Raw genomic sequence first — 23,113 nt, forward strand, 5'->3', positions numbered from 1 at the left:
TCGGCCGCGAGGTCGACCTCCGACCCGCCCGCTGAACCCGAGGCCGAGGGCCAAGTCACCGGAACCTTCCTTACAGACAGGCGCCCGCGCGCCTTCCTCAACCACCGGCACAGCCCGCCTTCCGCACCGTCCTGCGGCGTCTCTACGCGAAGTCCAGCGCGGTGCACTGCCAGTGGTCCCGCACCCGCTCGAACCGGGCGGCGAGGGCACGGGAGCGCTCGCCGTAGCGCACGTGCATGCTGATCTCGACGGTGTCACGGGTCAGGAAGCACGAGCGCACGCTGACCACCCGGGGGCGCACCGGCTGCACGCGGCCGGAGCCCGGGTGGTGGCGGCCGGCTCGGGCGACCAGGACCGCACGGCGCTGCAGGTCCTCGTAGACCTCGCGAGAGCTCCAACGCAGCAGCTGGGTCGCCGGACGGTCGCCGCCGACGATCTCGACGGCCGCCTGCGCGTAGCGGCGTGCCCAGCCCTCGACGCCATTGCGGGCCGTGCCCTCGATGGGGATGACCCGCGCCAGGGGCGGCTCCCGGCGCGGCTCGAGGTCGAGGGCGAGCGTGCCCTGGACGCTGGCGACGGGCACCGCGGGCCCGGTGGGGCGGAACGGGAAGACGCCGGGAGCAGGTTGGTGGGTCATGGCAGTACCTCCGAGATGGGCATCCGCAGACGTTGGGCGGGCTGGATCAGGTCGGGGTCCGGGCCGACCTCAAGGCGGTTGAGCGCGTAGATGCGGCGCCACTCGGTGTCGATCTCGGCGTCGGTGGCGCCGGGGCCGAGATGGCGCGCGGCGATCGTCCACAGCGAGTCGCCGGGGTCGACCGCCATGACGTGACCGGGTGTCGACGTCGCCCGGTCCGGGACGGCACGGTCGGGGAGGGGCAGTCCGGCCACGATGCTCGTCGGCCGGACGACCCGATCCTCATGGGGACGGCCGGGAGTGGCGTGGCCCGGTGCGGCCAGGAGGCCGGCGGTCAGCGCGACCCCGCACGCCGCCAGCACGGCTCGCCGCACCGGGGCGGGCACGCCGCGCGCGTCGTACCCCTGCAGCGCCGCGGCGATCGTGATCCCGGTGGTCAGCCACAGCCACGCCGTCGCCAGGAGTGCGAGGGCCGCGCAGAGGCGCACGAGCACCTCGTCGAAGCGGTCGGCGGGCGCGGCCACCACCGGCAGCAACCACGCCGCGGCGACGGCCGCGGCCGCGGAGACGCCCGTCCACACGGCGAGGCACCGAGGCAGTGACCGAGGCAGTGACCGAGGCAGTGACCGAGGCAGTGAACGAGGCATCCCGAGGCCAATCCTTACGTTTACGTCCGTTTGACTGAGATAACCCCTCTTTAACGTCAGAGTCAACCGTCCATCCACAAGGGCCTCGGACGGGGGCGGGAGGCGTGCGGGTCGCGACCGACAGGGCCCACGGATGGCGCCCGCGGGCGGTTTGACGGCGACGGCCGTGCGGGCACAGTCGGCGCATGTCCTGGGAGGAGGAGCTCTTCGCGCTGCTCGACGACCTCGAGCAGCAGGCGGAGGCGCTCTACGACGCCGAGCGTGGATGGGAGCTCGCCGACCGCAGCCGTGCGGCCTACCGGGAGGTCACGCTCGCCAGCCGGCTGATGGCGACGGTCGGCGCGGAGGTGCGGTTCGAGGTCGCCGGCGTCGGCGCGGTCGTCGGCGTGCTCGACCGGGTCGCCGACGGGTGGTGCGTGGTGAGCGGCGCCGCGCAGGACTGGGTGGTCTGCCTGCCCGCGGTCGCGGCGGTGCACGGCGCGTCGGGACGCTCGGTGCCGGAGCTCGCCTGGCCCCCGGTCGCCCGGCTGGGCCTCGGCTCGGCGCTGCGCCGGATCGCCGACGCGGGGGAGCGGTGCGTGCTCCACCTGCGCTCGGGCACGACGTACGACGCGGTGCTGCGCCGCGTGGGGTCCGACTTCGTCGAGGTCGTCGTGGGCGAGGGCCGGGAGGCGCTCGTCGCGCTCGACCGGATCGCGGCCGTGCAGTCGCGGGAGTAGCGACCCGGCGGGGTCCGCGGCGTGGCCGGGTCAGGTCGCGTCGGCGTCGTACGGCGGGGTCTCGCCGTCGGCCAGCGGACGCTTGCCGCGTCGGGGGGGCCGGACCGGCTCGTCGTCGTCCTCGAGCGCCTCGGCGATGTGCCGCTTCACGATCTCGCGGGGGTCGAGGTCGCGCAGCTCGAGGTCGGCGTAGTCGGGCCCGAGCTCCGCGCGCAGCTCGTCGCGGGCGTTGTTGGCGAGCCGCCGCATCTGGCGCACCATCCGGCCGGCCTGGCGTGCGAGGTCGGGCAGCCGGTCCGGGCCGAACACGAGGACGGCCACGAACGCGATCACCGCGAACTCCGGCAGGCCGACCCCGAACACGTGGGAGAACCTACTGGGTCAGAACTTGCTCGTGGGCGTCAGGCCCAGCTGCATGCCCGCGAGTCCGCGCCCGCGACCGGCCAGGTGGGTCGCGATCGCGGTCAGCGCCGTCGCCGCAGGGGCGGTGGGGTCGGCGTCGACGATCGGCTTGCCGACGTCACCGCCCTCGCGCAGGGAGGTGTCGATCGGGATCTGGCCGAGCATCGGGACGTCGTAGCCGAACCGGGCCGAGAGCGTCTTCGCGACCCGCTCGCCGCCACCGCTGCCGAAGATCTCGAGGCGGTGGTCGGTGCCGATCTCGGTGCAGTGGGGGCAGGGGAGGTAGCTCATGTTCTCGACGACGCCGACGACGCGCTGGTGCATCATCGAGGCCATCGTTCCGGCGCGCTCGGCGACCTCCGCGGCGGCCTCCTGAGGCGTGGTGACCACGACGACCTCGGCGCCCGGCAGGTGCTGCCCCAGGGAGATCGCGATGTCGCCGGTGCCCGGAGGCAGGTCGAGCAGCAGTGCGTCGAGGTCGCCCCAGTAGACGTCGGCGAGCATCTGCACGAGCGCGCGGTCGAGCATCGGGCCACGCCACGCGACGACCTGGTCCCGCCGGGGCTTGAGCATCCCGATCGAGATGACCGAGACGCCGCTCGCGGTCGGGACCGGCATGATCAGGTCCTCGACCTGCGTCGGCCGCTCGTCGGCCACGCCGAGCATGGCCGGCACGGAGTGGCCGTAGATGTCGGCGTCGACGATCCCGACCTTGAGCCCCTGCTTGGCCAGCGCGAGCGCGAGGTTGACGGTCACCGAGGACTTGCCGACGCCGCCCTTGCCGCTCGCGACGGCGAGCACCTTCGTCAGCGAGCCGGGCTGGGCGAACGGGATCTCGCGCTGGGCCTGCCCGCCGCGCAGGGTCTGCTGCAGCCCGGAGCGCTGCTCGGCGGTCATCACTCCGAGGCTGAGGTCGACGCCGGTGACGCCGTCGACCCGGCCGACCGCGGCGTTGACGTCGCGGGTGATGGTGTCCTTGAGGGGACAGCCGGCGACGGTCAGCAGCACGGTGAGGTGGACGACGCCCGCGTCGTCGATCTCCACGGAGTCGACCATGCCGAGCTCGGTGATCGGACGCTTGATCTCGGGGTCGTTCACGGTCGCCAGAGCGGCGTCGACCTGGTCGAGAAGGGGGCTGCTCATGATGCCCGAGTCTACGTGGGGGTCTCCTGCGGATCGTCGTCGCCCGGGTGAGACTGGCCACGCTCCTGGCCACGCTCCTGGCCACGCTCCTCGAGCTCGGCCAGGAGGCTGCGCAGCTCCGAGCGCAGGTAGTCGCGGGTCGCGACCTCGCCGACGGCCATCCGCAGCGACGCGACCTCGCGGGCCAGGAACTCCATGTCCGCGTGCGCGCGGGCGTCGGCCTGGCGGTCCTGCCCGGCGATGACTCGGTCGCGCGCCTCCTGCCGGTTCTGCGCGAGCAGGATCAGCGGTGCGGCGTACGACGCCTGCAGGCTGAGCACCAGCGTCAGGAAGATGTAGGGGTAGTCGTCGAAGCGCAGGTCCCGCGGTGCGGCGACGTTCCAGACGATCCAGAACACCACGACCGCGGTCATCCACATCAGGAACCGGGCGGTCCCCATGTAGCGGGCGAAGCCCTCCGCGAAGACTCCGAAGGTGTCGGCGTTGTACGACGGGCGCCGCACCAGCGGCTTGCGACCGAGGTCCTTCGGCGTGTCGAGGCGGGGAGTGCGGTCGCTCACTGGGGGACCGCCGATCGGACCGCGCGGTCCCGCCAGCCCTCGGGCAGCATGTGGTCGAGCAGGTCGTCGACCGTGACGGCGCCGAGCAGGTGGCCGTTCTCGTCGACGACGGGCGCCGCCACCAAGTTGTACGTCGCCAGGTGGGCCGCGACCTCGTCGATGCTCGCCTCCGGGCGCAGCGACTCCATCGTGTCGTCGAGCGCGCCGGCGACCAGCGTCGAGGGCGGCTCACGGAGCAGCCGCTGGATGTGGGCGACGCCGAGCAGCTTCCCGGTCGGTGGCTCCAGGGGCTGGCGGCACACGTAGACCAGCGCCGCCAGTGCGGGCGTGAGCTCGGGGTTGCGCACGTGGGCGAGCGCGTCGGCGATCGTGGCGTCGGGGCCGAGGATGACCGGCTCGGGCGTCATCATCGCGCCCGCGGTGTTCTCGACGTACGACAGCAGCCGCCGCACGTCCTCGGCCTCCTCGGGCTCCATCAGCCCCAGGAGCGCCTCGGCCGTCTCGGGAGGGAGGTCCGCGATCAGGTCGGCGGCGTCGTCGGGCGACATCTCCTCGAGGACGTCGGCCGCGCGCTCGGAGTCGAGGTGCTCGAGGATCTCGACCTGGTCCTCCTCGGGCAGCTCCTCCAGCACGTCGGCGAGCCGCTCGTCGTCGAGCGCCGCGACGACGGCCGCGCGGCGTTCCTGGGGGAGGTCGTGGATCACGTTGGCGGCGTCGGCCGGCCGCATCTCGTTGAGGGCCGCGATCAGGTGGGTCGCGCCCTGGGCCTCCTCGCGCGTGGTGAGGCCCTCGACGTCGCGCCACTCGACGACGTGGGTCTGACCGCGGCGACGCAGGCCCTTCGCAGGCTCCTGGATGGCGACCCGGGAGAGCACCCAGTCCCGGTTGCGGGCCTGCTCCATGCCTACGTCGTAGACGGTCCCAGACACGTCGGTGCTCGGGATGCGCACCGTGCGGTCGAGCATCTGCCCCATGACGAGCGTCTCGGTGGGGCGCTGCTCGAAGCGTCGCATGTTCAGCAGCCCGGTCGTGTAGACCTGTCCGCTGTCGATGTTGGTGACGCGGGTCATCGGCACGAAGATCCGGCGGCGGCCGAACACCTCGGCCACCATCCCGAGGACCCGCGGCTGGTGCACCTCCGAACGCACCGCCGCCACGAGGTCACGCACCTTGCCGACCTGGTCGCCCTGGGGGTCGAAGATCGGCAGCCCGACGAGTCGGGCCACGAAGACGCGCGGGGGGGCCGTGCTCATCCGGAGTCCCGCGGGGTGTTCACGCAGACACGCTACCGGGCGGCGACGTCCGGACCGGGTAGCCCGGATTCCTCAGGTTCGCGCGTTTCCGGCCGAGGCAGACTGGGGGAGGGTGTCAGAGAAGTGGTCACGCGGTGAATGCCCTGCCCCCGGGTGGCCTTGCTACCCTCGACCGAGCCCGCCGGATGGCGTGGGAGAGCCAGGAGGTGGAGTCCGGTGGAGACACCTGATCCGTCCTCCCGACGCCGCGGCGGCGCGCGCATCGACACGACGAAGCGCCGGGACCGTGGCCGGCTCGCGGCCACCGCTGTCGGTGCGATCGTGGTCCTCAGCCTGCTGGTCACCGGCGTCGCGCAGCTGAAGTCCGACGGGGTCCTCGACAGCGGCGAGGCCACCGAGCCCGTCACCCGCCCGGTCGGCGCACGCGCCGTCGTGCCGACGCCGCCGCCGGACGCGCAGGAGATCGTGCCGGCCAGCAAGCTGGTCCTCGAGAAGGCGTCCGCAGCCAAGCGCGACGGCGTGGGCAAGGGCCGCGGCAAGGGCAAGGGCGGGTCCTCACTGGTCACCCGGGCCGAGCGCATCGCCCAGGGCCTCCCGGTCGTCCCGGCGGAGACCTTCGGCATGGCCAGCTTCAACATGCTCGGTGCCAGCCACACCAACGGGAAGGGTCGACGCGCCCACTTCGCCAACGGCGCGACCCGCGCGGGTCAGGCCGCGTCGCTGGTCTCCTCGCTCGGCATCGACGTCGTCGGGGCGCAGGAGTTCGAGCCGGTGCAGCAGTCGGTGTTCCTCTCCCGGCTCCCGAACTTCTCCGTCTTCCCCGGCCAGTCGCTCTCGGTCATCGACGGAACCAACAGCATCGCCTGGAACAACACGCTCTTCGAGCTGGTGCAGGCCGAGACCATCGCGATCCCCTACTTCGGCGGTCGCACCGTGCAGATGCCCTACGTGCTGCTCGAGCAGAGGTCGAGCGGCCAGCGCTTCTGGTTCGCGAACTTCCACAACCCCGCCGACGTGCACGGCGCGGCCCAGCACTGGCGCGTGCGGGCCACGGAGCTCGAGGCCGGACTCGCCACGGAGCTCCACAGCACCGGCGTGCCGGTGCTGATGACCGGCGACTTCAACGAGCACGCGGAGTTCTACTGCCGGCTGGCCGGCCTCGCGCCGATGATGAAGAGCGCCAGCGGCGCCCTGCCCGGCCCGCCCTGCTCGGTGCCGCCCGGTCCGCGGGTCGACTGGGTCCTCGGCTCCACGCCAGTGGCGTTCTCGGGCTACCAGGAGCTCGACGGTGGCTCGATCGAGTCGATCACCGACCACCCGGTGATCGTCGCCGACGTCAGCGTCCAGTAGCCCGAGCGCGTCGGCCGGTCGTGCTGCGTGCGTGGGTGCTTCATCACGGGATGTGGGCCGAACCGCGCTTCCCGTGCCGAGCTCGTCGGGGGAAGCGCGGCTTGACCTTCATCCCTTGATGGAGCGCCACCGCGGGCCGGCCGCCTCAGCGGTAGAACTCCGTGGGGCAGGTGCTGCCGGCGCAGTCGCGGTAGTGCCGCGACATCCGGCGGAGCTCCTTGACCTTCCCCCGGTAGCGCGGGTCGGTCGCGAGGTTGTCGAGCTGGTAGGGGTCGACCGAGCGGTAGTAGAGCTCGGGCTGGCCGCGCCTTCCCTCCGCGTAGGTCCACGGGCCGACCACGACGCCGGTGTAGAGCGGGCGGAGACCGCCCTTGATGGGCCAGCCGGCGATGGGTACGACGCGGCGGGTGGCTCGCGCATCGAGCCACGGCAGCACGTCGACGCCGTCGACGTCGCGGCCGAGCGTCGCACCCGCGAGGGCGGCGAACGTCGGGGCCCAGTCGGCGTTCGAGACCGGGGTCCGGCTGACCGTGCCGGCCGGGATGCCCGGGCCGCGGACGTACATCGGGACGCCGACGATGTCACGGAAGTACCAGAGCTTGCCCTCGAGGTTGTGCTCGCCGAGGACGAACCCGTTGTCGGAGGTCAGCACGACGTAGGTGTCGTCGAGCTCGCCCGTGCTGCGCAGGGTGTCGAAGGTCCGCGCGACCGCGCGGTCGACGGACTGGAGGGCCTCGACGCGCTGCTGGTGGGCCTCGCGCATCTCGGCGCGGCGCATCTGCGACACCGTCTCGCGGGCGCTCGAGACGATGACCTTGTCGGAGGGGTCCTCCTCGAAGACGTTCGGCTTGTCCGGCAGCTCCAGGTCGGAGAACGTGTCGCGGTCGCGGTCCTCGGGGACCGTGGTCGAGAGCGGATGCTCGTCGTCGGGGAAGACGACCTCGGGGTCGTCGTCCTCGACCGGCCCGCCGTGGTGGGGCGCGACGTAGTTGAGCCACAGGTACCACGGCCGCTGAGACCGCTCGGGGTCCTCGAGCAGCTCGGTGCTCTGGTCGCTCAGCAGCGTCGTGGAGTAGGTGTGGGTGTCGACGACGTCGCCGTCGACCAGCAGCCGTGGATTCTCGAAGTTGTAGGTGCTGAAGTCGACCGTCGGCCGCCACACGGTCCACCCGGGCGGCTCGTGGTCGACGTGCTCCTCGGTGTAGCCGTTGAGGTACTTGCCGAGGAACAGCGTGTCGTAGCCGGCCTCCTGGAGCGCCACCGGAAGCGTGTCGTCGTCCTCGAACGCCGTGAAGCCGCCGCCCTCTCCGTTGATGGTCACCGCGCCGTGGTTCCGCGCGTACTGGCCGGTGAGGAGCGTGGCGCGGGCCGGGACGCAGACCGGGGTGGGGGAGAGGCCCTGCTCGAGCGTCATGCCGCCGTCGGCCATCAGCTCCTGGACGTGCGGCAGGTACTCCATGTCCTCCCAGGCCGCGTCGTCCAGCGTGATCATCAGCAGGTTGGGGCGCTCCCGCACGCCCTCGAGCGGCGCCGGGGTGGCGCGCTCGGTGAGCACGCCGTCGCGCGCGGCGGGGGCGCGCACCGGCGCGCTCCGCTCGGGGGCGTGGTACGCCGGCCTGCGCGCCCCTCGTTGCTCGCCGTCGTCGGTGCAGCCGGCGACCAGGACCGAGCCGCTCAGCACCGCGGCCACGGCCAGCCGCGCCGGCCCGCGGACGCTACGGGACGACCGGGCCGTCGACGAAGACATTGAACGTCGAGGTCGGATTCAGCGTCGACCCCGGAAGCGGTGCCAGGCCGAGCGCGCCCAGGGCGAGGTTGGCCACGACACCGGTGAAGATCGGGTTGCTCCGGTAGGGAACCTCGGACCTGCCCGGGTTGGACCAGGCCGGGTTGAGGTCGTAGAGGTCGGCGCCGGCGACGACGCCGGGGCCCCACACGACCAGGGGGGCGGTGTAGCTCGGCGGCTTGTGGTTGCCCGCCTTCGCGCCCGCCGACCCGCCGACGATGACGACCATCGTGTGGCCACCGGTCTCGGGGTTGCGGGAGACCGTGCGCACGATGCCGCTCACCTGCTTGTCGACGCGGCCGAGCGCCGCGGCGTACTTCGGGCCGCCGTACCTGGTCTTGTCGCCGATGCGCTGCAGGGAGCTGAGCTCGACGTAGCTGAAGGTCGCCGGGCGGGAGCCGAGCTCCTGCATGGCGCGCTTGACGACTCGCTTGTCCTTGTCGCGGTAGAGCACGAACCGGTTGAACTTCTTGCGGCCGTTGTCGCGACCGACGGGGTCGACGCCGCCGTTCCTCTTGTTCCAGGAGCGCTTCATGATCGTGGCGCTCGGCTTGCTGGTGTAGACCGCGGTGCGGCTGCCGGCGTTGTGGACCCGGTCGAAGACGCCCGAGATGTACTGCCCGGCCGTCTGGTCGAGGTTCTTGCCGCGGTCCTCGTCGTACTTCACGCCGTGCCCGTCGCGCTTCTTGACCACCGGCCGGCCGGTCAGCAGGGAGAGCGTGTTGGGCAGCGGGGTGGAGCGCTCGTAGGCGAGCCGCGCGTTCATCGTCGACGCGCCGGCGGCCCGGAGCTCTCGCAGGTGCTTGGTGCGGTCGGCGTCGGACGCCGAGTTGAAGGCGTTGGACCGCAGCCCGTCGACCGCGACCACGACGACGTTGGTGATGCCGGCGGCCCGCGCCGACATCGGCGGGATCGTCGCGGTCGCGACCATCGCGGGGTGGTCGCTGGCGCGCTGCACGAGCGGGGTGCGCTGCTCGACGAACGACGAGAACGTCACGTCGGAGGTGCCGGTGACCCAGTCGATGCGGGCCGGGCTCGGCGGCTGACAGGCCTTGTCGTCGGCGTACCCGCCGTTGGCGGCCTCGAGCTCGGTCGTGCGCACGATCGGGCAGAAGAAGTCGCTGGTGTCGTTCATGTCGCCGGTGAGGAAGACCGGCGAGGTCGGGTCGGCGGCGCGCAGCGAGTTCACGAGGTCGCCCTCGATCCGCACCGCCTCGTCACGCCAGTGCTGGGCCGGACCGCGGGTGTCGGCCGGATTGTGCACGTTGACGAACCACGCGAGCTGACCGGTGGCGTTGTTGCGCAGCTGCACGTAGGGCATCGGCAGCGGGTTGCCCCGGAAGTAGGGCACCAGGAAGACGTTGGCCTGCACGAGCGTGAAGGAGTCGAGGCGCCAGCTGATCGAGTTGTGCGCCGCGGGCTCGCTGCGGGTGGTGCCCGGGAAGGTGCCCCACTCGGGCGCCAGCGAGTTCCAGAGCTCCGCCTGCTCCCAGTGGAGCTCCTGGAAGCCGACGACCTGGACGCCGTTGTTCTCGAGGACCTGCTTCGCGAGCGGGAGCCGCTCCGCGGAGGTCCCGAAGCCCTTGCGCGGGTGCTTGCCGTCGGTGTGGTCGGCGCCGAGGACGTTGAACGACGCCATCCGGAAGCTGGTGGCCCCCGGGGGCTGCACGGTGACCACCGCGCGCTTCTTCGCCGCGGCCGCGGCCTGAGCGGTCGGCGGCGCCGGCAGCGCGAGCGAGCCGGCGGCGACCGCGGTCGCGAGCGTCAGGACGAGCGCGGCCAGGACCGAGCGACGTCGTGGGGGCACGAGGGCAGGCACTGGCATCTGCGTTATTCTCCCGTTCTGTCATCGCCCAAGATGTCGCTGCGCGGCCCGCGCGGATGACGCTGAGGCGGCAGGCGAGTGCTGAGGACAGAGTTGCTAGTGTGACAGCAGAGTACAGCACGTCTGCGCGGTCGACACCGAGTCGATGAAGGGTCGACCGCACGCGCCGGCCCCTCCGACGGGTGACGGGATCGCTCGGAAGGAGGACGGACGCCGGTGGCAGCACCACCCACCGCCGACCTGCTGAGCGCGCTCACGGTCGACGACGACGGCATCGCCTTCCGCGGCACCGAGGACCGCTCGGTCGACGTCCGGTTCGACGAGCAGCGCATCGGCTCCTTCTGGACCCAGCGCGACACCGTCGAGCACGCCGTCGCCGGCGGCGCGGGCCGGCTCTGGCGCTGGCCGGACGCGCTGCGCCCGTACCTGGACGGCCCGACGACGGTCACGGTGCTCGACCACGTCAGCCAGGCCGCGCTGGGCGCCGTCGAGGTCACCCTCGGCTCCGGCGCGGACCGGATCAGCGTCGTCGACCCCAAGGGCAACCCGCTCGGCCTCGACAAGTCCAACCGGCTGCGCCGGCTCTTCGCGAGCCGCAGCGCCGAGCACACCGAGCCGCTGCTCGACGCGATCGAGGAGGTCATCGGCGCCCTGACCGCGGCCGGCGTGCGCCCGTTCATCGCCTACGGCACGCTGCTCGGCGCGGTGCGCGAGGGCGCGCTCATCGGGCACGACTCCGACGCCGACCTCGGCTACGTCAGCGACCACGACCACCCCTACGACGTCGTCCTCGAGTCCTTCCGGCTGCAGCGGTCGCTCGTCGAGCTCGGCTATCCCGTCACGCGCTACAGCGGCATCGCGTTCAAGGTCGGCGTCCGCGAGGGCGACGGGCGGATGCGCGGCCTCGACGTCTTCGGCGGCTTCCTCCGCGACGGCCACCTGCACCTGATGGGCGAGGTGCGCGCGCCGTTCCGGATGGAGTGGATGTACCCCACCTCGACCACCACGCTCGAGGGCCGCTCGCTTCCCGCGCCGCACGAGCCCGAGCACCTGCTGGCCGCCATGTACGGCGCGAGCTGGCGGGTCCCCGACCCGGCATACAAGTTCGAGACCCCGCCGAGCACCTACCGCCGCCTCAGCGGCTGGTTCCGCGGCACCCAGGCCAACCGCGAGCGGGTGTGGGACCCCTTCTACCTGCGCACCCACGGGCAGGCGACCCAGCCGAGCGCGTTCGTGCGCTGGGTGGTGCGCCGGGAGCGCGGCGGCGCCGACCTGGCGGTCGACGTCGGCTGCGGCGCCGGGGCCGACGCGGCCTTCCTCGCCAGGCAGGGCACCGCGACGCTCGGCCTCGACTACGCACGACGCGCCTTCGGGCGGCGGGCGAAGCGGGCCCGGCGGGGATCGCTGCCGCTGAGCTACCAGTGGATGAGCCTCACCGAGCTGCGCTCGGTGCTGCCGATGGGCGTCGAGCTCTCCCGGACGTCCGGCGCCAAGGTGATGCTCGCCCGCCACGTCGCGGACGCGACGACGGCGTTCGGACGCGCCAACCTGCTGCGCCTGGCGCGGATGTCCCTCGACGGCGGCCGCCTCTACCTCCAGGTCGCGACCGCCCCCTCGCCCGACCTGCCGTACGGCGTGCGCCCGCTCGACCTCGACGCGTTCCTCGACGAGATCGGGCGCTCGGGCGGCCGGGTCGTCGCACGCCACGACCTGACCCGCGACTCCGTGCGCGTCCGACCCCGCATCGACGCGAGCACGCCGGACGCCGCGCCGTACCTCACAAGATTGGTGGTCCAGTGGCCATGATCCGCTCCCGCATCCGTGACCTCGCCCGGCTCCGCCAGCGCATCACCGAGCTCGAGGCCGAGGTCCAGGAGTGCCGCCAGCTCAACCTGCGACTGGCCGAGGTGACCGACCTCGTCTCGGAGCTCCTCGTGGTGCTCGCCGACACCGACGACCCGCGGGTGGCCGCGGCCGTCGAGCGCTACCGGGCGGGGGTCAGCGCCAAGGGCCCGGGGTCGGACGGCTCGCGGTGAGCAGTCGCTCCCGGGTCTTCCTGCACATCGGACTGCCGAAGACGGGGACGACGTACCTGCAGGAGGCGCTCTGGCTCAACCGCGACCGGCTCGCCGAGCGCGGCCTCTACCTCCCGGGTGCCCGCCGTCAGCACCTGCTGGCGTCCCTGGAGCTGCGCGAGGACCCCGGACTCGCCAACCGGCCGCGGCAGGTCGAGCACCCGTGGACCCATCTGGTCGACCTCGTGAACACCCGGCTTCGGAGGAAGGGCGGCGACGCCCTGATCAGCCACGAGTTCTTCGCCTCGGCGACGCCGGCCCAGGTCGAGCGCGCGCGGGCGGCCTTCCCGGACGCCGAGCTGCACGTCGTGGTGACGGCCCGGCCGATGGTCGACCTGTTCACCTCCCGCTGGCAGGAGTGGGTCAAGAACGGCAACCACCTGCCCATCGACTCCTACCCGCCCCAACCCAAGGGCGTCAGCGCCTGGGGCTGGGCCAGCTTCGACCTCGGCGACGTCCTGGAGCGGTGGGGGAGCGTGCTCGACCACGCCCGGGTCCACGTCGTCCCCCTGGCCAGGGGCGGCGGGCCGCGCCGGCTGTGGGACACCTTCCTCGACGTCTGCGGACAGCGGTCCGAGGGCCTCGAGGCCGAGGAGCAACCGGCCAACACCTCCCTGGGCCTGGCCGAGGTGGAGGTGCTGCGGCGTACCAACGCGGAGCTGAAGGGCTTCACGTCCCCCACCGACCGGGGACGCTGGATCCGCGGCCACCTCGGCGAGCGGACGCTCGTGCACGACGGGGCCGAGCGCTACCGGCCCTCCGAGCAGAAGCTGGCCGAACTCCACCAGCGGGAGCAGCGCATGCGGTCGCTGCTGGAGACCGGCGGGTTCGACCTGCGCGGGGACCTCGACCTGCTGCGCTCCGCCGACATCTCGGCGCGCCGGCATCCGTCGGAGGCCACCGAGACCGAGCTGCTGCCGGTCGCCGTCGGTGCCCTGGCCGCCCTGCTCACCGACCTCCGCGCGGCCGCCGAGCGGGCCGGGGAGGTGCCGGTGCTGGACGCCAGACCGTCGCGCTGGCGGCGCCGCCGGGAATGAGCCGCCGCTCGAGCTGCTGTGTTAGCGTGCCCCGCTCCCTCGTCGAAAGGTCCGTCGCGTGAAATCCAGCGCCCGTGCGCTTGCCACGGCACTGAGTCTCATCGTCCTCGCCACGGCGGGCAGTGGCTCCGTCGGCACTCCCGCCGCGGCCGCACCGACCGTCGCGGCCCACGCCGCGAAGCCGAAGAAGCCGAAGTGGACGCCCGCCGAGGGCCCGGTCTTCAACGTCCCGCGCTCCAGGCCGGAGACCCAGTTCCGCATCGAGCGCCAGGTGCTGTCGGCGATCCGGCACTCCAAGAAGGGCTCGCGGATCTGGATGTCGATGTTCTCCTTCGACCGGTTCCCGGTCGCCGACGCACTCATCAAGGCCCGCAAGCGCGGCGTGCAGGTGCAGGTGCTGATCAACGACCACGAGATGACGCCCGCGCAGCGCAAGATGCGCAAGGCCGTCGGCACCAACCGCAAGAAGAAGAACTTCGTCGCCCAGTGCTACAAGGGCTGCCGCTCCAACGGCGACGTGCTGCACTCCAAGTTCATCCTGTTCTCCAAGACCGGCGCCGCCCGCGACGTCGTGATGGTCGGTTCCGTGAACATGAAGATGAACGGGGCGAAGAACCAGTACAACGACCTCTGGACGACCAACGACTCCACGAGGCTCTACGAGCGCCTCGAGGCGCTCTTCAAGGAGATGAAGCTCGACAAGCCCGTCCGCAAGCCGTACATCGACGAGCAGATCGGCAAGTACCGGCTGATGGAGACGCCCTTCCACGGCGCGCCGTACGACGACCCGATCATGACCCTCCTGCGTCCGGTCCAGTGCAAGGGCGCGAAGAGGAACGGCGGCCGCACCGTCATCCGCGTCAACATGCACGCGTGGGACGGCAGCCGGGGCCGCTACATCGCCCAGCGCTTCCGCAACCTCTACGCCCAGGGCTGCGACGTCAAGATCCAGTACGGCATGGCCGGACGGAACGTCCGCGAGGTCTTCGGCAACCCGACGAAGCGCGGCTACGTCCCGGTCCGCTCCAACGGCTTCGACACCGACCACAGCGGCCCCGACGGCGAGAGCGACGGCGAGATCGACCTCTACAGCCACATGAAGGAGCTGTTGATCTCGGGTCACTACGGCGACCGGACCAACGCCCGGATCTCGATCACCGGGTCCAGCAACTACCAGGACTCCGGCCTCACCGGCGACGAGATGGTGCTGATGATCCCGGGCCGCAAGACCTACAAGGCCTACCTCAGGCACTGGAACTGGATGTGGGACCACCGCACCCGCGCGGTGGGCTACCGGCCGCACAGCGGCTCCGCCGACGACACCGACCCGCCGTTCCCGGCGCGCCTGATGATGTCGATGGCCGCGCTGGCGCCCTCCGGCGACCTGCCGCGGATGATCGTCACCGAGAAGTACGGCTTCGACAGCCCCGAATGGCGCGACGAGTAGGTCGCCATGGTTGATCGGTTGGTCCTGCACGTCGGACTGCTGAAGTCGGGTACGACGTTCGTGCAGGCCCGGCTGGGCGCGAATCTCGACGAGCTCGACCGCCAGGGAGTGCTGTTCCCGACCCCGTGGTCGCGGCAGGTGCGCGCGGTCACCGACCTCGCGTCGTCGAGTGCCGGAGCGAAGGCCTGGGCCCGGCTCGTCGACGACGTGCGCGACCACCCCGGCACCGTGCTGGTCTCGATGGAGTTCATGGCGCCGATCGCCGAGGACCGGATCCGCCGCGTGCTCGCCGACTTCCCCGACGCCCGGGTGGAGGCCGTGATCACGGTCCGCGACCTGGGCCGGGTGGTGCCGGCGATGTGGCAGGAGACGCTGCAGAACCGACGCAGCTGGGGATGGGGCGAGTTCCAGCGCGCCGTGCGCTCGGAGTCGGGCACGGTCGGCAAGCGGTTCTGGCGGCAGCAGGATCTCGGCAAGATCGCGAGGCGCTGGGCCAAGGTGCTCGGCCCCGACCGCGTCACGGTGATCACGGTCCCACCCGCGGGTGCGCCCTCCGAGCAGCTGTGGGACCGCTTCTGCGCGGTCGTCGGCCTGGCGCCCGCGACCTGGGCGGCCGCCCCGCGTGCGAACGAGTCCCTCGGCGCCGCCTCGGCGCTCCTGCTCGGCCGGCTCAACGCCGCGCTCGGTGACGTCGACAAGGCCGTCTACAACAGGGCGGTCAAGAAGCGGCTCGCCAAGCAGGTGCTGGCCGCCCGCAAGGGCGCGGAGGAGCCGATCGGGTTCGTGGTGCCGGGCTGGCTGCGCAAGCGGTCCGACGCCCGCAGCGCCGACCTCGCGGCGACGGGCGTACGGATCGTCGGCGACCTGGCCGAGCTCGTCCCGCTCGACGTACCCGGCGTGGACCCGGACGCCGTGGACGCCGACCAGCAGCTCGACGCGGCGGTCGACGCCCTCGCCCGGATCGTGCGCGGGCCGGGCAGGCGCGGCTGAAGCCCCGCGCCTCGGGCCCGACCCGGGCGCGTGCGGTATCTCACGGTTCGGAGCCCGCGTCGACCGAGTAAGTTACCGATGAGTCACCCCGACGCGGAAGGACACTCATGGGCCGGCTGTGCGAGACCGACGGACTGACCGAGGACCAGCGCGAGATCCTCAAGGCGGTCCGGACCTTCGTCAACGAGAAGATCCTTCCCGTCGCGACCGAGCTGGAGCACGCGGACGAGTACCCGCAGGAGATCGTCGACGGGCTCAAGGAGCTCGGGATCTTCGGCCTCACCATCCCCGAGGAGTACGACGGGCTGGGGGAGTCGCTGCTGACCTACGCGCTGTGCGTGGAGGAGATCGCGCGCGGCTGGATGAGCGTCTCGGGTGTGATCAACACCCACTTCATCGTGGCCTACATGCTGATGAAGCACGGCACGCCGGCGCAGAAGAAGAGGTACCTGCCGAGGATGGCGACCGGGGAGATCCGGGGGGCCTTCTCGATGTCGGAGCCGGGCCTCGGCTCGGACGTGTCGGCCATCAAGACCAAGGCGACCAAGCAGGACGACGACTACTCGATCACCGGCCAGAAGATGTGGCTGACCAACGGCGGCACGTCCAACCTGGTCGCGGTGCTGGTCAAGACCGACGAGGGCGAGAAGTCGGGTGGCTCGGTCTACAAGAACCTGACGACGTTCCTGGTCGAGAAGGAGCCGGGCTTCGGCGAGACCGCGCCGGGCCTGACCATCCCGGGCAAGATCGACAAGATGGGCTACAAGGGCGTCGACACCACCGAGGCGGTCTTCGAGGACCACCGGGTCTCGGCCGACCAGGTCCTCGGCGGTGAGCCCGGCAGGGGCTTCTACCAGATGATGGACGGCGTCGAGGTCGGCCGCGTCAACGTCGCCGCGCGCGCCTGCGGCATCGCCAACCGGGCGTTCGAGCTCGCCGTCGCCTACGCCCAGCAGCGGGAGACCTTCGGCAAGCCGATCGCCGAGCACCAGGCGATCCTCTTCCGGATCGCCGAGATGGCGACCAAGGTCGAGACCTCCCACGCGATGATGGTCCGCGCCGCCCGCAAGAAGGACTCCGGCGAGCGCAACGACGTCGAGGCCGGCATGGCCAAGATGCTCGCCTCGGAGTACTGCAACGAGGTCGTCCAGGACTCGTTCCGGATCCACGGCGGCTACGGCTACTCCAAGGAGTACGAGATCGAGCGCCTCTACCGCGAGGCCGCGTTCATGCTCATCGGCGAGGGCACCTCCGACATCCAGAAGATGATCATCGGCCGCAGCCTCCTCAAGGACTACAAGCTCTCCTGAGGCGCCCGAGCCGGTCGCGCGTTAGTCGGTCGACGGCGTCCGGGTCCGCGTGCGAGGGTGGAGAGACCTGACCGGCCCGACCCTGCGCGGAGGAACGATGACGGACTCGCACGGCAACGACGAGCTCAAGGCCAAGATGCGGGAGGCGCTGGAGCGGAAGAACTCCAAGGAGAAGGGCGTCCACCAGGACGCTCCCCTCCGGGAGAAGGCCCACGGTTCCGAGGTGGCCGGCGGGGCCGCGCCGCAGATGCACCGGCGCAAGGCCGGCGGCGGCGGTTCCTGAGGCGGGCTCGGCTGCAGCGACACCCGCTGCTGGAGGGTGACATTACCCACGCGTAGCACCCGGTGCGCCGGCCGGCGTCGTACGGGCAGAGTGTGCGCATGCAGTTCGGACGCAGCTACGAGGAGTTCGAGGTCGGCGCGACGTACAAGCACTGGCCGGGCAAGACGGTCACCGAGTACGACGACCACCTGTTCTGCCTGCTCACGATGAACCACCACCCGCTGCACCTGGACGTGCACTACGCGGGGGAGACCACGCAGTTCGGCAAGAACGTCGTGGTCGGCAACTACGTCTACTCGATCCTGCTCGGCATGAGCGTCCCGGACGTCTCCGGCAAGGCGATCGCCAACCTCGAGATCGAGTCGCTGCGCCACGTGGCACCGACCTTCCACGGCGACACGCTCTACGGCGAGACCACCGTGCTCGACAAGTGGGAGTCGACGTCGAAGGACGACCGCGGCGTCGTGCACGTCGAGACGATCGGCTACAACCAGGACGGCAAGGTCGTGTGCATCTTCCGCCGCAAGGTGATGGTGCCGAAGCAGAACTACCTCGAGGCGCGGGGCGGCGAGCAGCCCGGTCGTCCGGTGCCGCAGCCGGACAGGAACTGGCCGGGCGCAGCGAACTGAGCTCCTGCCGCACGTTGTGCCTGGGCCCACCCTGGGCACCGTGAGCAGGTGACGACCTCGACGCAGCACGGCCCGACCGGCGAGCTCGACCGGGGGTTCTTCGGCCAGCCCTGGCCGCTCGCGAACCTCTTCGGCGTCGAGATGTGGGAGCGGTTCAGCTTCTACGGCATGCAGGGCATCCTGCTGATCTACCTGTACTACTCGGCCGGCGACGGCGGGCTCGGCATCGACAAGGCCACCGCCACCGGCATCGTCGGCGCGTACGGCGGCGCGGTCTACCTGGCCACGATCCTCGGCGCCTGGCTGGCCGACCGGGTCATCGGCGCCGAGCGAACGCTCTTCTACGCCGCGTGCGTGGTGATGCTCGGGCACGTCTCACTGGCGCTGGTGCCCGACCTCGCCGGGGTCGGCATCGGTCTCGTGCTGATCGCGCTCGGCAGCGGCGGAGTGAAGGCCAACGCGACCTCGCTGGTCGGCTCGCTGTACGCCGAGGGCGACGAGCGCCGGGACGCCGGGTTCTCGCTGTTCTACATGGGCATCAACATCGGCGCGTTCGTCGGCCCGCTGCTCACCGGCTGGTTCCAGGAGAACCAGGGCTTCCACTGGGGCTTCGGGCTCGCGGCGATCGGCATGTTCCTCGGCCTCGTGCAGTACTCCATCGGACGTCGCCGGCTGCCCGACTCCACGCGCGTCGTGCCCAACCCGCTGGCGCCCGCGGAGCGGATCCGGTACGTCGGCGCGCTCGTCGCGTTCCTCGCGGCGGTCGGGGCGCTCGTCGCGCTGGGCTGGATGGACGCCGGCAATCTGTCCGACTGGGTCATCTGGATCACCGTCGCCGCCTCGATCGGCTACTTCCTCCTGATGCTGACCAGCTCGCGCCTCTCCGCGATCGAGCGCAGCCGGGTGTGGTCGTTCGTCCCGATGTTCATCACGAACGCCGTCTTCTGGTCGCTCTACCAGCAGCAGTTCACGGTGGTGACGATCTACTCCGACGAGCGCGTGGACCGCGACTTCCTCGGGTGGGAGATGCCGGTCTCCTGGGTGCAATCGATCAACCCGGTCTTCATCATCGCGCTGGCGCCGGTCTTCGCCGCGGTGTGGACCTCGCTCGGCCCCCGCCAGCCGTCGACGCCGGTGAAGTTCGGCGTCGGCACGGTGCTGATGGGCGCGGCGTTCCTGCTCTTCCTCCCGATGCCGACCGGTGAGAACACCGTCAACCTCTGGGCCCTCGCCGGCGTGCTCCTGGTGTTCACGCTGGCCGAGCTGTTCATCTCGCCGCCCGGACTCTCGCTGTCCACCAAGCTCGCGCCGGCGAGCTACCACACCCAGATGGTGGCGTTGTACTTCCTCTCGATCGCCCTCGGCACCGCGATGTCGGGCCGGCTCGCGGAGTACTACGACCCCGACGACGAGACCGGCTACTTCCTGATCATCGGCCTGGTCGCGATCGCCGTCGGCGTGGTGCTCCTGCTGTGCGTCCGGCCGATCAGGAGGCTGATGGCCGGGGTGCACTGACCAGCGACCCGACCCTCGGGGCGAAGGCGGTCGCCAGCGGGATGATGCCGAGGACCAGCACCATCGGCACGGCGAAGCCGATCCGCAGCGAGCCGCTGCCGACCAGGCCCGTCATGACCGAGCCGAGCAGCGCGCCGACGTAGTTGAACTGGTTGAACCGCGCGATCACGGCGTCGACCCTGGCCTGGCGCACCGCGGGCTCCAGGCCGTCGCCTCCGGCGATCCGGGCGGCCGCGGAGAAGCTGAGCGGCGCGACGACGGCCACTCCTGCGCCCAGCAGCGCGAACCCGAACACCGCGACCTGCCAGCCCGGGGAGAACACCACGACCGCCAGGGACGCCGCCCCGACCAGCGCGCCGACCCGCAGCACGAGCACGGCGCCGTACCGGCTCACGAGGCGGTCGCCGGCCAGCCGGACCGCGCCGCTGGCGAGCAGGTAGGCGAGCGCCGCGAGCGCGACGTACCGCTCCGGCGTCGTGAACGTGTGGTCGAGGAAGAGCGGGCCCCAGGTCTGCACGCCCGTGTCGACCATGTAGAAGAGCACCATGGCGATGCCGACCAGGATGATCGGCCGCCACGGCACGGCGAGCGCCTCCGGGAGCTCGGTCGGACCCTGGTCGCGGGGCAGGAACGGCGCGAACGCCACCACCAGCGGCAGCACTCCGACCACGGCGTTGACCTCGACCGGCGCCGAGGCGGTGGCCAGGCCGACGAGCGCGCCGACGACGCCACCGAGCGTCCAGGCGCCGTGGAAGGACGGCAGGATCGGCCGGGCGTACCGGTGCTCGAGCGCGACGGCCTGCATATTGGTGCTGGCGTCGACCATGCCGAGCCCGATGCCGTAGCCGGCCATCCCCGCGACGAATGCGCCCTCCGCGGGAGCCAGGCACAGGACGGGCACGGAGACCGCGATCAGCAGCAGGCCCGACCGCAGCAGCAGTGCGCTGTCGCGCCGCTTGGCGAGCGTCTCGGCGACCACCGACCCGACCCCGGCGAGCAACACCATCATCAGCAGCACCAGGGACAGGGTGACGTCGGAGAACCCCCACTTGTCCTGGATCTCGGGCAGCCGGGTGGTGAGGCTGAGCAGGATCATGCCCTGGGTGAGGAAGGCGGCAGCGGTGGCCGCCCGCGCCCGCGAGATCTGCATGCCGCGCATCGTGGCACGAGTTCCACCGGTCATGGGCCGAACGGCGGATCGCGGCACGGGCCGCTAGCGTTCCCGCATGCTCTTCCCCGAAGCGCGCCGCGCCCTGGAGCCGGTGGCCGACGAGACCCCGGTCTGGAGCGACGGCTACGACATCGCCGCCGCCCGCGATGAGGCGCGGGCCTCGGCCGCGACGGAGCCGCGCGAGGACGTCGCCGACGTGCGCGACGTCGACGCCGACGGCGTGCCGGCCCGGCTCTACCGGCCCGCCGGCGCCGCGCCCGGCCTGGTGGTGCACCTCCACGGCGGGGGCTTCGTCTTCCACGACGTCGACGTGCACGACCCGGCCGCCCGCCGGCTGGCCAACCGCACCGGGCGCGCGGTGCTCAGCGTCGACTACCGACGCCCGCCCGAGCACCGGTTCCCGGCGGCGCCCGACGACGTGTCGACCGTCGTCGGCTGGCTCGACCGCGAGGCCGCGGCGCTCGGCGTCGAGGGCCCGACCGTCGTCCACGGCGACAGCGCGGGCGGCAACCTCGCCCTGGTCGCGGCCCTGCGGCACCCGGGCCGGTTCGTCGCGACGGTGCTGATCTACCCGTTCCTCGACCCGACGGCCGGCTTCGCGTCGTACCGGACGGCCACCGACGGCTTCGACCCCCGGGAGGCCGCCTGGTACTGGCGGCAGTACGCCGCGGGGCCGGCCGATCTCGAGCACGCCGACCTCGCGCCGCTGCGCTCCGATCGGCTCGCGACGCTGCCTCCGACGCTGCTCGTCACGGCCGAGCACGACCCGCTGCGCGACGAGGGGGAGGACCTCGCCGGACTGCTCGCCGACGCCGGCGTGGCGGTGACCGCGACCCGCTACCTGGGGCAGCTGCACGGCTTCTGGCGACACGCGTCGGCCTTCCCTGCGGCCGAGGCGTTGCTGCGCCAGTCCGCCGCGTTCATCGACCAGCACGGCTGAGAGGATGGCGGGCATGCGCGTGCACCTCGGCTGCGACCATGCCGGACTCGACCTCAAGGAACACCTGACCGCCTGGCTGACCGAGCACGGCCACGAGCCCGTGGACCACGGACCGTTCTGGTACGACGCCGACGACGACTACCCGGTCTTCTGCCTGCGGGCCGCCGAGGCGGTCGCCGCAGAGCGGGCGGGCGGGCAGGACAGCGTCGGCATCGTGATCGGCGGCTCCGGCAACGGCGAGCAGATGGCCGCCAACAAGGTCGATGGCGTCCGCTGCGCGCTCGCGTGGTCGGAGGAGACCGCCCTGCTGGCCCGCCAGCACAACGACGCCAACGTCGTGGCCATCGGCGGCCGGATGCACTCGCTGGCGGAGATGACGCGGTTCGTGGAGCTCTTCCTCGCCGAGCCGTTCTCGGGCGCGGAGCGCCACGCGCGGCGGATCGCCCAGCTCGCGACGTACGAGACCGACGGCACCCTGCCGCCGCTGCCCGAGCGCCCCGCCGCCGACCCGGATGCCTGAGGGGCACACCCTCCACCGACTGGCCGGCGAGCTCACCGCGACCTTCGGCAGCCGTGTCGTGAGGGTCAGCAGCCCGCAGGGCCGGTTCGCGGAGTCGGCGGCGCTCCTCGACGGCGAGGTCCTCGCCGGCGCGGAGGCGTGGGGCAAGCACCTCTTCGTCTCGTTCCCGGGCGATCGCTTCGTGCACGTCCACCTCGGCCTCTACGGCAAGCTCGACGTGCACGCGGAGGTGCCCGTCGTGCCGGCCCCGGTCGGACAGGTGCGGTTGCGGCTGGTCGCCGAGACGGTCCTCGTCGGCGGTGACCCGGCGCTGTCGTACGCCGACCTGCGCGGTGCCACGGCCTGCGAGCTGCTGACCCGGGCCGAGCGCGATCTCGTCGTCGCTCGCTCCGGGCCCGACCCGCTGCGCGCCGACGCCGACCCCGGCGTCGCCTGGGCCCGGATCCGGCGCAGCCGCGCACCGATCGGCGGGCTGCTGATGGACCAGACCGTGCTCGCCGGCGTCGGGAACGTCTACCGCGCCGAGCTGCTGTTCCGCCACCGGATCGACCCCTACCGGCCCGGGAACACCCTGCGCGTCGGGCAGTGGCAGGCGATGTGGGACGACCTCGTCGTGCTCATGCGCGAGGGAGTGCGCACCGGTCGCATCGACACGGTCCGGCCCGAGCACACCCCCGAGGCGATGGGCCGACCGCCGCGGCGCGACGACCACGGCGGCGAGGTCTACGTCTACCGCCGCAACGGCATGCCGTGCCATGTCTGCGGGCGTGTCGTGCGCACCGCCGAGCTGCAGGGACGCAACCTCTTCTGGTGTGCGCAATGTCAGCGCAGGTACCGATCGCGAGCACTACAGTGAGCGCACCCCAGGACGAGG

General features: G+C 71.9%; 23 protein-coding genes. 14 read left to right on the forward strand and 9 right to left on the reverse strand.

Translation table 11 applies throughout. The features are described from left to right. Positions 1 to 142 precede the first annotated feature (142 nt). Together PZ894_RS08755 and PZ894_RS08760 are read right to left on the reverse strand one after the other, a co-directional pair. Complete coding sequence (locus tag PZ894_RS08755) at positions 143 to 637, reverse strand: Rv3235 family protein (RefSeq protein ID WP_275744121.1); 495 nt, start codon at positions 635 to 637, stop codon at positions 143 to 145. After that, complete coding sequence (locus tag PZ894_RS08760) at positions 634 to 1,218, reverse strand: LysM domain-containing protein (RefSeq protein ID WP_275744122.1); 585 nt, start codon at positions 1,216 to 1,218, stop codon at positions 634 to 636. Before PZ894_RS08760 ends, PZ894_RS08755 begins: the two co-directional genes overlap by 4 nt. Positions 1,219 to 1,469: 251 nt before the next feature. Between PZ894_RS08760 and PZ894_RS08765 the strand changes: the two genes are divergently transcribed. Then, positions 1,470 to 2,003: a hypothetical protein gene (locus tag PZ894_RS08765; RefSeq protein ID WP_275744123.1), complete on the forward strand. Its 534-nt coding sequence runs from the start codon at positions 1,470 to 1,472 to the stop codon at positions 2,001 to 2,003. 30 nt (positions 2,004 to 2,033) lie between these two features. On the opposite strand, the gene PZ894_RS08770 is transcribed toward PZ894_RS08765, so the two are convergent. Genes PZ894_RS08770 through PZ894_RS08785 form a run of 4 tightly spaced genes read right to left on the reverse strand, consistent with a single transcriptional unit; the run spans position 2,034 to position 5,361 of the window. Continuing rightward, on the reverse strand, positions 2,034 to 2,366 hold the full coding sequence (locus PZ894_RS08770; RefSeq protein ID WP_275744124.1) for a sec-independent translocase: 333 nt from the start codon (positions 2,364 to 2,366) through the stop codon (positions 2,034 to 2,036). Positions 2,367 to 2,384: 18 nt separating this feature from the next. Continuing rightward, positions 2,385 to 3,548, reverse strand: a complete 1,164-nt coding sequence (locus PZ894_RS08775) for a P-loop NTPase (RefSeq protein ID WP_275744125.1) — start codon at positions 3,546 to 3,548, stop codon at positions 2,385 to 2,387. An 11-nt stretch (positions 3,549 to 3,559) separates the two neighbouring features. Further along, positions 3,560 to 4,108 carry a DUF1003 domain-containing protein gene (locus PZ894_RS08780; RefSeq protein ID WP_275744126.1) on the reverse strand — a complete coding sequence of 183 codons (549 nt, stop codon included), beginning with the start codon at positions 4,106 to 4,108 and terminating at the stop codon, positions 3,560 to 3,562. After that, positions 4,105 to 5,361 (reverse strand): CBS domain-containing protein, encoded by a 1,257-nt coding sequence (locus PZ894_RS08785; RefSeq protein ID WP_275744127.1) that lies wholly within the window; start codon positions 5,359 to 5,361, stop codon positions 4,105 to 4,107. Before PZ894_RS08785 ends, PZ894_RS08780 begins: the two co-directional genes overlap by 4 nt. A gap of 216 nt (positions 5,362 to 5,577) precedes the next feature. On the opposite strand from PZ894_RS08785, the gene PZ894_RS08790 reads away from it, so the two are divergent. Beyond that, on the forward strand, positions 5,578 to 6,711 hold the full coding sequence (locus tag PZ894_RS08790) for an endonuclease/exonuclease/phosphatase family protein (protein WP_275744128.1): 1,134 nt from the start codon (positions 5,578 to 5,580) through the stop codon (positions 6,709 to 6,711). A 145-nt stretch (positions 6,712 to 6,856) separates the two neighbouring features. Here the strand turns inward: PZ894_RS08790 and PZ894_RS08795 are convergent, their stop codons facing one another. Both PZ894_RS08795 and PZ894_RS08800 read right to left on the reverse strand, forming a co-directional pair. Further along, on the reverse strand, positions 6,857 to 8,458 hold the full coding sequence (locus PZ894_RS08795; protein ID WP_275744129.1) for a sulfatase: 1,602 nt from the start codon (positions 8,456 to 8,458) through the stop codon (positions 6,857 to 6,859). Continuing rightward, entirely contained in the window at positions 8,427 to 10,322 is a 1,896-nt protein-coding gene (locus PZ894_RS08800) for an endonuclease/exonuclease/phosphatase family protein (protein ID WP_275744130.1), read from the reverse strand. Before PZ894_RS08800 ends, PZ894_RS08795 begins: the two co-directional genes overlap by 32 nt. Before the next feature lie 216 nt (positions 10,323 to 10,538). Between PZ894_RS08800 and PZ894_RS08805 the strand changes: the two genes are divergently transcribed. From PZ894_RS08805 to PZ894_RS08845, 9 genes are all read left to right on the forward strand, one after another. Continuing rightward, the gene (locus PZ894_RS08805; RefSeq protein ID WP_275744131.1) at positions 10,539 to 12,128 is read left to right on the forward strand and encodes a hypothetical protein; all 1,590 of its coding nucleotides are present in this window, start codon (positions 10,539 to 10,541) and stop codon (positions 12,126 to 12,128) included. Further along, entirely contained in the window at positions 12,125 to 12,358 is a 234-nt protein-coding gene (locus PZ894_RS08810; RefSeq protein ID WP_275744132.1) for a DUF6752 domain-containing protein, read from the forward strand. The genes PZ894_RS08805 and PZ894_RS08810 overlap by 4 nt, the downstream gene beginning before the upstream one ends. Continuing rightward, entirely contained in the window at positions 12,355 to 13,434 is a 1,080-nt protein-coding gene (locus tag PZ894_RS08815; RefSeq protein ID WP_275744133.1) for a hypothetical protein, read from the forward strand. Before PZ894_RS08810 ends, PZ894_RS08815 begins: the two co-directional genes overlap by 4 nt. 58 nt (positions 13,435 to 13,492) lie before the next feature. Then, positions 13,493 to 14,881, forward strand: a complete 1,389-nt coding sequence (locus PZ894_RS08820; RefSeq protein WP_275744134.1) for a phospholipase D-like domain-containing protein — start codon at positions 13,493 to 13,495, stop codon at positions 14,879 to 14,881. A gap of 6 nt (positions 14,882 to 14,887) precedes the next feature. Next, entirely contained in the window at positions 14,888 to 15,871 is a 984-nt protein-coding gene (locus tag PZ894_RS08825; protein WP_275744135.1) for a hypothetical protein, read from the forward strand. A 107-nt stretch (positions 15,872 to 15,978) separates the two neighbouring features. Further along, positions 15,979 to 17,181 (forward strand): acyl-CoA dehydrogenase family protein, encoded by a 1,203-nt coding sequence (locus tag PZ894_RS08830; RefSeq protein ID WP_275744136.1) that lies wholly within the window; start codon positions 15,979 to 15,981, stop codon positions 17,179 to 17,181. 97 nt (positions 17,182 to 17,278) lie between these two features. Further along, positions 17,279 to 17,464, forward strand: coding sequence for a DUF5302 domain-containing protein (locus tag PZ894_RS08835; protein WP_275744137.1), 186 nt, complete (start codon positions 17,279 to 17,281; stop codon positions 17,462 to 17,464). Between the two features lie 98 nt (positions 17,465 to 17,562). Further along, positions 17,563 to 18,093, forward strand: a complete 531-nt coding sequence (locus PZ894_RS08840; RefSeq protein ID WP_275744138.1) for a MaoC family dehydratase — start codon at positions 17,563 to 17,565, stop codon at positions 18,091 to 18,093. Between the two features lie 48 nt (positions 18,094 to 18,141). Continuing rightward, the gene (locus PZ894_RS08845; RefSeq protein WP_275744139.1) at positions 18,142 to 19,608 is read left to right on the forward strand and encodes a peptide MFS transporter; all 1,467 of its coding nucleotides are present in this window, start codon (positions 18,142 to 18,144) and stop codon (positions 19,606 to 19,608) included. On the opposite strand, the gene PZ894_RS08850 is transcribed toward PZ894_RS08845, so the two are convergent. Then, positions 19,580 to 20,758 (reverse strand): MFS transporter, encoded by a 1,179-nt coding sequence (locus PZ894_RS08850; protein WP_275744140.1) that lies wholly within the window; start codon positions 20,756 to 20,758, stop codon positions 19,580 to 19,582. The two genes, PZ894_RS08845 and PZ894_RS08850, sit on opposite strands and share 29 nt — an antisense overlap. Before the next feature lie 76 nt (positions 20,759 to 20,834). Between PZ894_RS08850 and PZ894_RS08855 the strand changes: the two genes are divergently transcribed. From PZ894_RS08855 to PZ894_RS08865, 3 genes are read left to right on the forward strand one after another with little or no spacing between them, the layout of a single operon-like run. Further along, the gene (locus PZ894_RS08855) at positions 20,835 to 21,719 is read left to right on the forward strand and encodes an alpha/beta hydrolase (protein WP_275744141.1); all 885 of its coding nucleotides are present in this window, start codon (positions 20,835 to 20,837) and stop codon (positions 21,717 to 21,719) included. 13 nt (positions 21,720 to 21,732) lie between these two features. Further along, entirely contained in the window at positions 21,733 to 22,239 is a 507-nt protein-coding gene (locus PZ894_RS08860; protein ID WP_275744142.1) for a ribose-5-phosphate isomerase, read from the forward strand. After that, positions 22,232 to 23,095, forward strand: a complete 864-nt coding sequence (locus tag PZ894_RS08865) for a DNA-formamidopyrimidine glycosylase family protein (protein ID WP_275744143.1) — start codon at positions 22,232 to 22,234, stop codon at positions 23,093 to 23,095. Before PZ894_RS08860 ends, PZ894_RS08865 begins: the two co-directional genes overlap by 8 nt. Positions 23,096 to 23,113 lie beyond the last annotated feature (18 nt).

Source organism: Nocardioides sp. YIM 152315, assembly GCF_029210375.1.
In the GTDB taxonomy this organism is placed as follows: Bacteria; Actinomycetota; Actinomycetes; order Propionibacteriales; family Nocardioidaceae; genus Nocardioides.

Coding starts and splice junctions, on each gene's coding strand:
- PZ894_RS08755 (WP_275744121.1), bottom strand. CDS start 637: ATGACCCACCAACCTGCTCCCGGCGTCTTCCCGTTCCGCCCCACCGGG.
- PZ894_RS08765 (WP_275744123.1), top strand. CDS start 1,470: ATGTCCTGGGAGGAGGAGCTCTTCGCGCTGCTCGACGACCTCGAGCAG.
- PZ894_RS08775 (WP_275744125.1), bottom strand. CDS start 3,548: ATGAGCAGCCCCCTTCTCGACCAGGTCGACGCCGCTCTGGCGACCGTG.
- PZ894_RS08785 (WP_275744127.1), bottom strand. CDS start 5,361: ATGAGCACGGCCCCCCCGCGCGTCTTCGTGGCCCGACTCGTCGGGCTG.
- PZ894_RS08795 (WP_275744129.1), bottom strand. CDS start 8,458: ATGTCTTCGTCGACGGCCCGGTCGTCCCGTAGCGTCCGCGGGCCGGCG.
- PZ894_RS08800 (WP_275744130.1), bottom strand. CDS start 10,322: ATGCCAGTGCCTGCCCTCGTGCCCCCACGACGTCGCTCGGTCCTGGCC.
- PZ894_RS08810 (WP_275744132.1), top strand. CDS start 12,125: ATGATCCGCTCCCGCATCCGTGACCTCGCCCGGCTCCGCCAGCGCATC.
- PZ894_RS08825 (WP_275744135.1), top strand. CDS start 14,888: ATGGTTGATCGGTTGGTCCTGCACGTCGGACTGCTGAAGTCGGGTACG.
- PZ894_RS08830 (WP_275744136.1), top strand. CDS start 15,979: ATGGGCCGGCTGTGCGAGACCGACGGACTGACCGAGGACCAGCGCGAG.
- PZ894_RS08835 (WP_275744137.1), top strand. CDS start 17,279: ATGACGGACTCGCACGGCAACGACGAGCTCAAGGCCAAGATGCGGGAG.
- PZ894_RS08840 (WP_275744138.1), top strand. CDS start 17,563: ATGCAGTTCGGACGCAGCTACGAGGAGTTCGAGGTCGGCGCGACGTAC.
- PZ894_RS08850 (WP_275744140.1), bottom strand. CDS start 20,758: ATGCAGATCTCGCGGGCGCGGGCGGCCACCGCTGCCGCCTTCCTCACC.
- PZ894_RS08855 (WP_275744141.1), top strand. CDS start 20,835: ATGCTCTTCCCCGAAGCGCGCCGCGCCCTGGAGCCGGTGGCCGACGAG.
- PZ894_RS08860 (WP_275744142.1), top strand. CDS start 21,733: ATGCGCGTGCACCTCGGCTGCGACCATGCCGGACTCGACCTCAAGGAA.
- PZ894_RS08865 (WP_275744143.1), top strand. CDS start 22,232: ATGCCTGAGGGGCACACCCTCCACCGACTGGCCGGCGAGCTCACCGCG.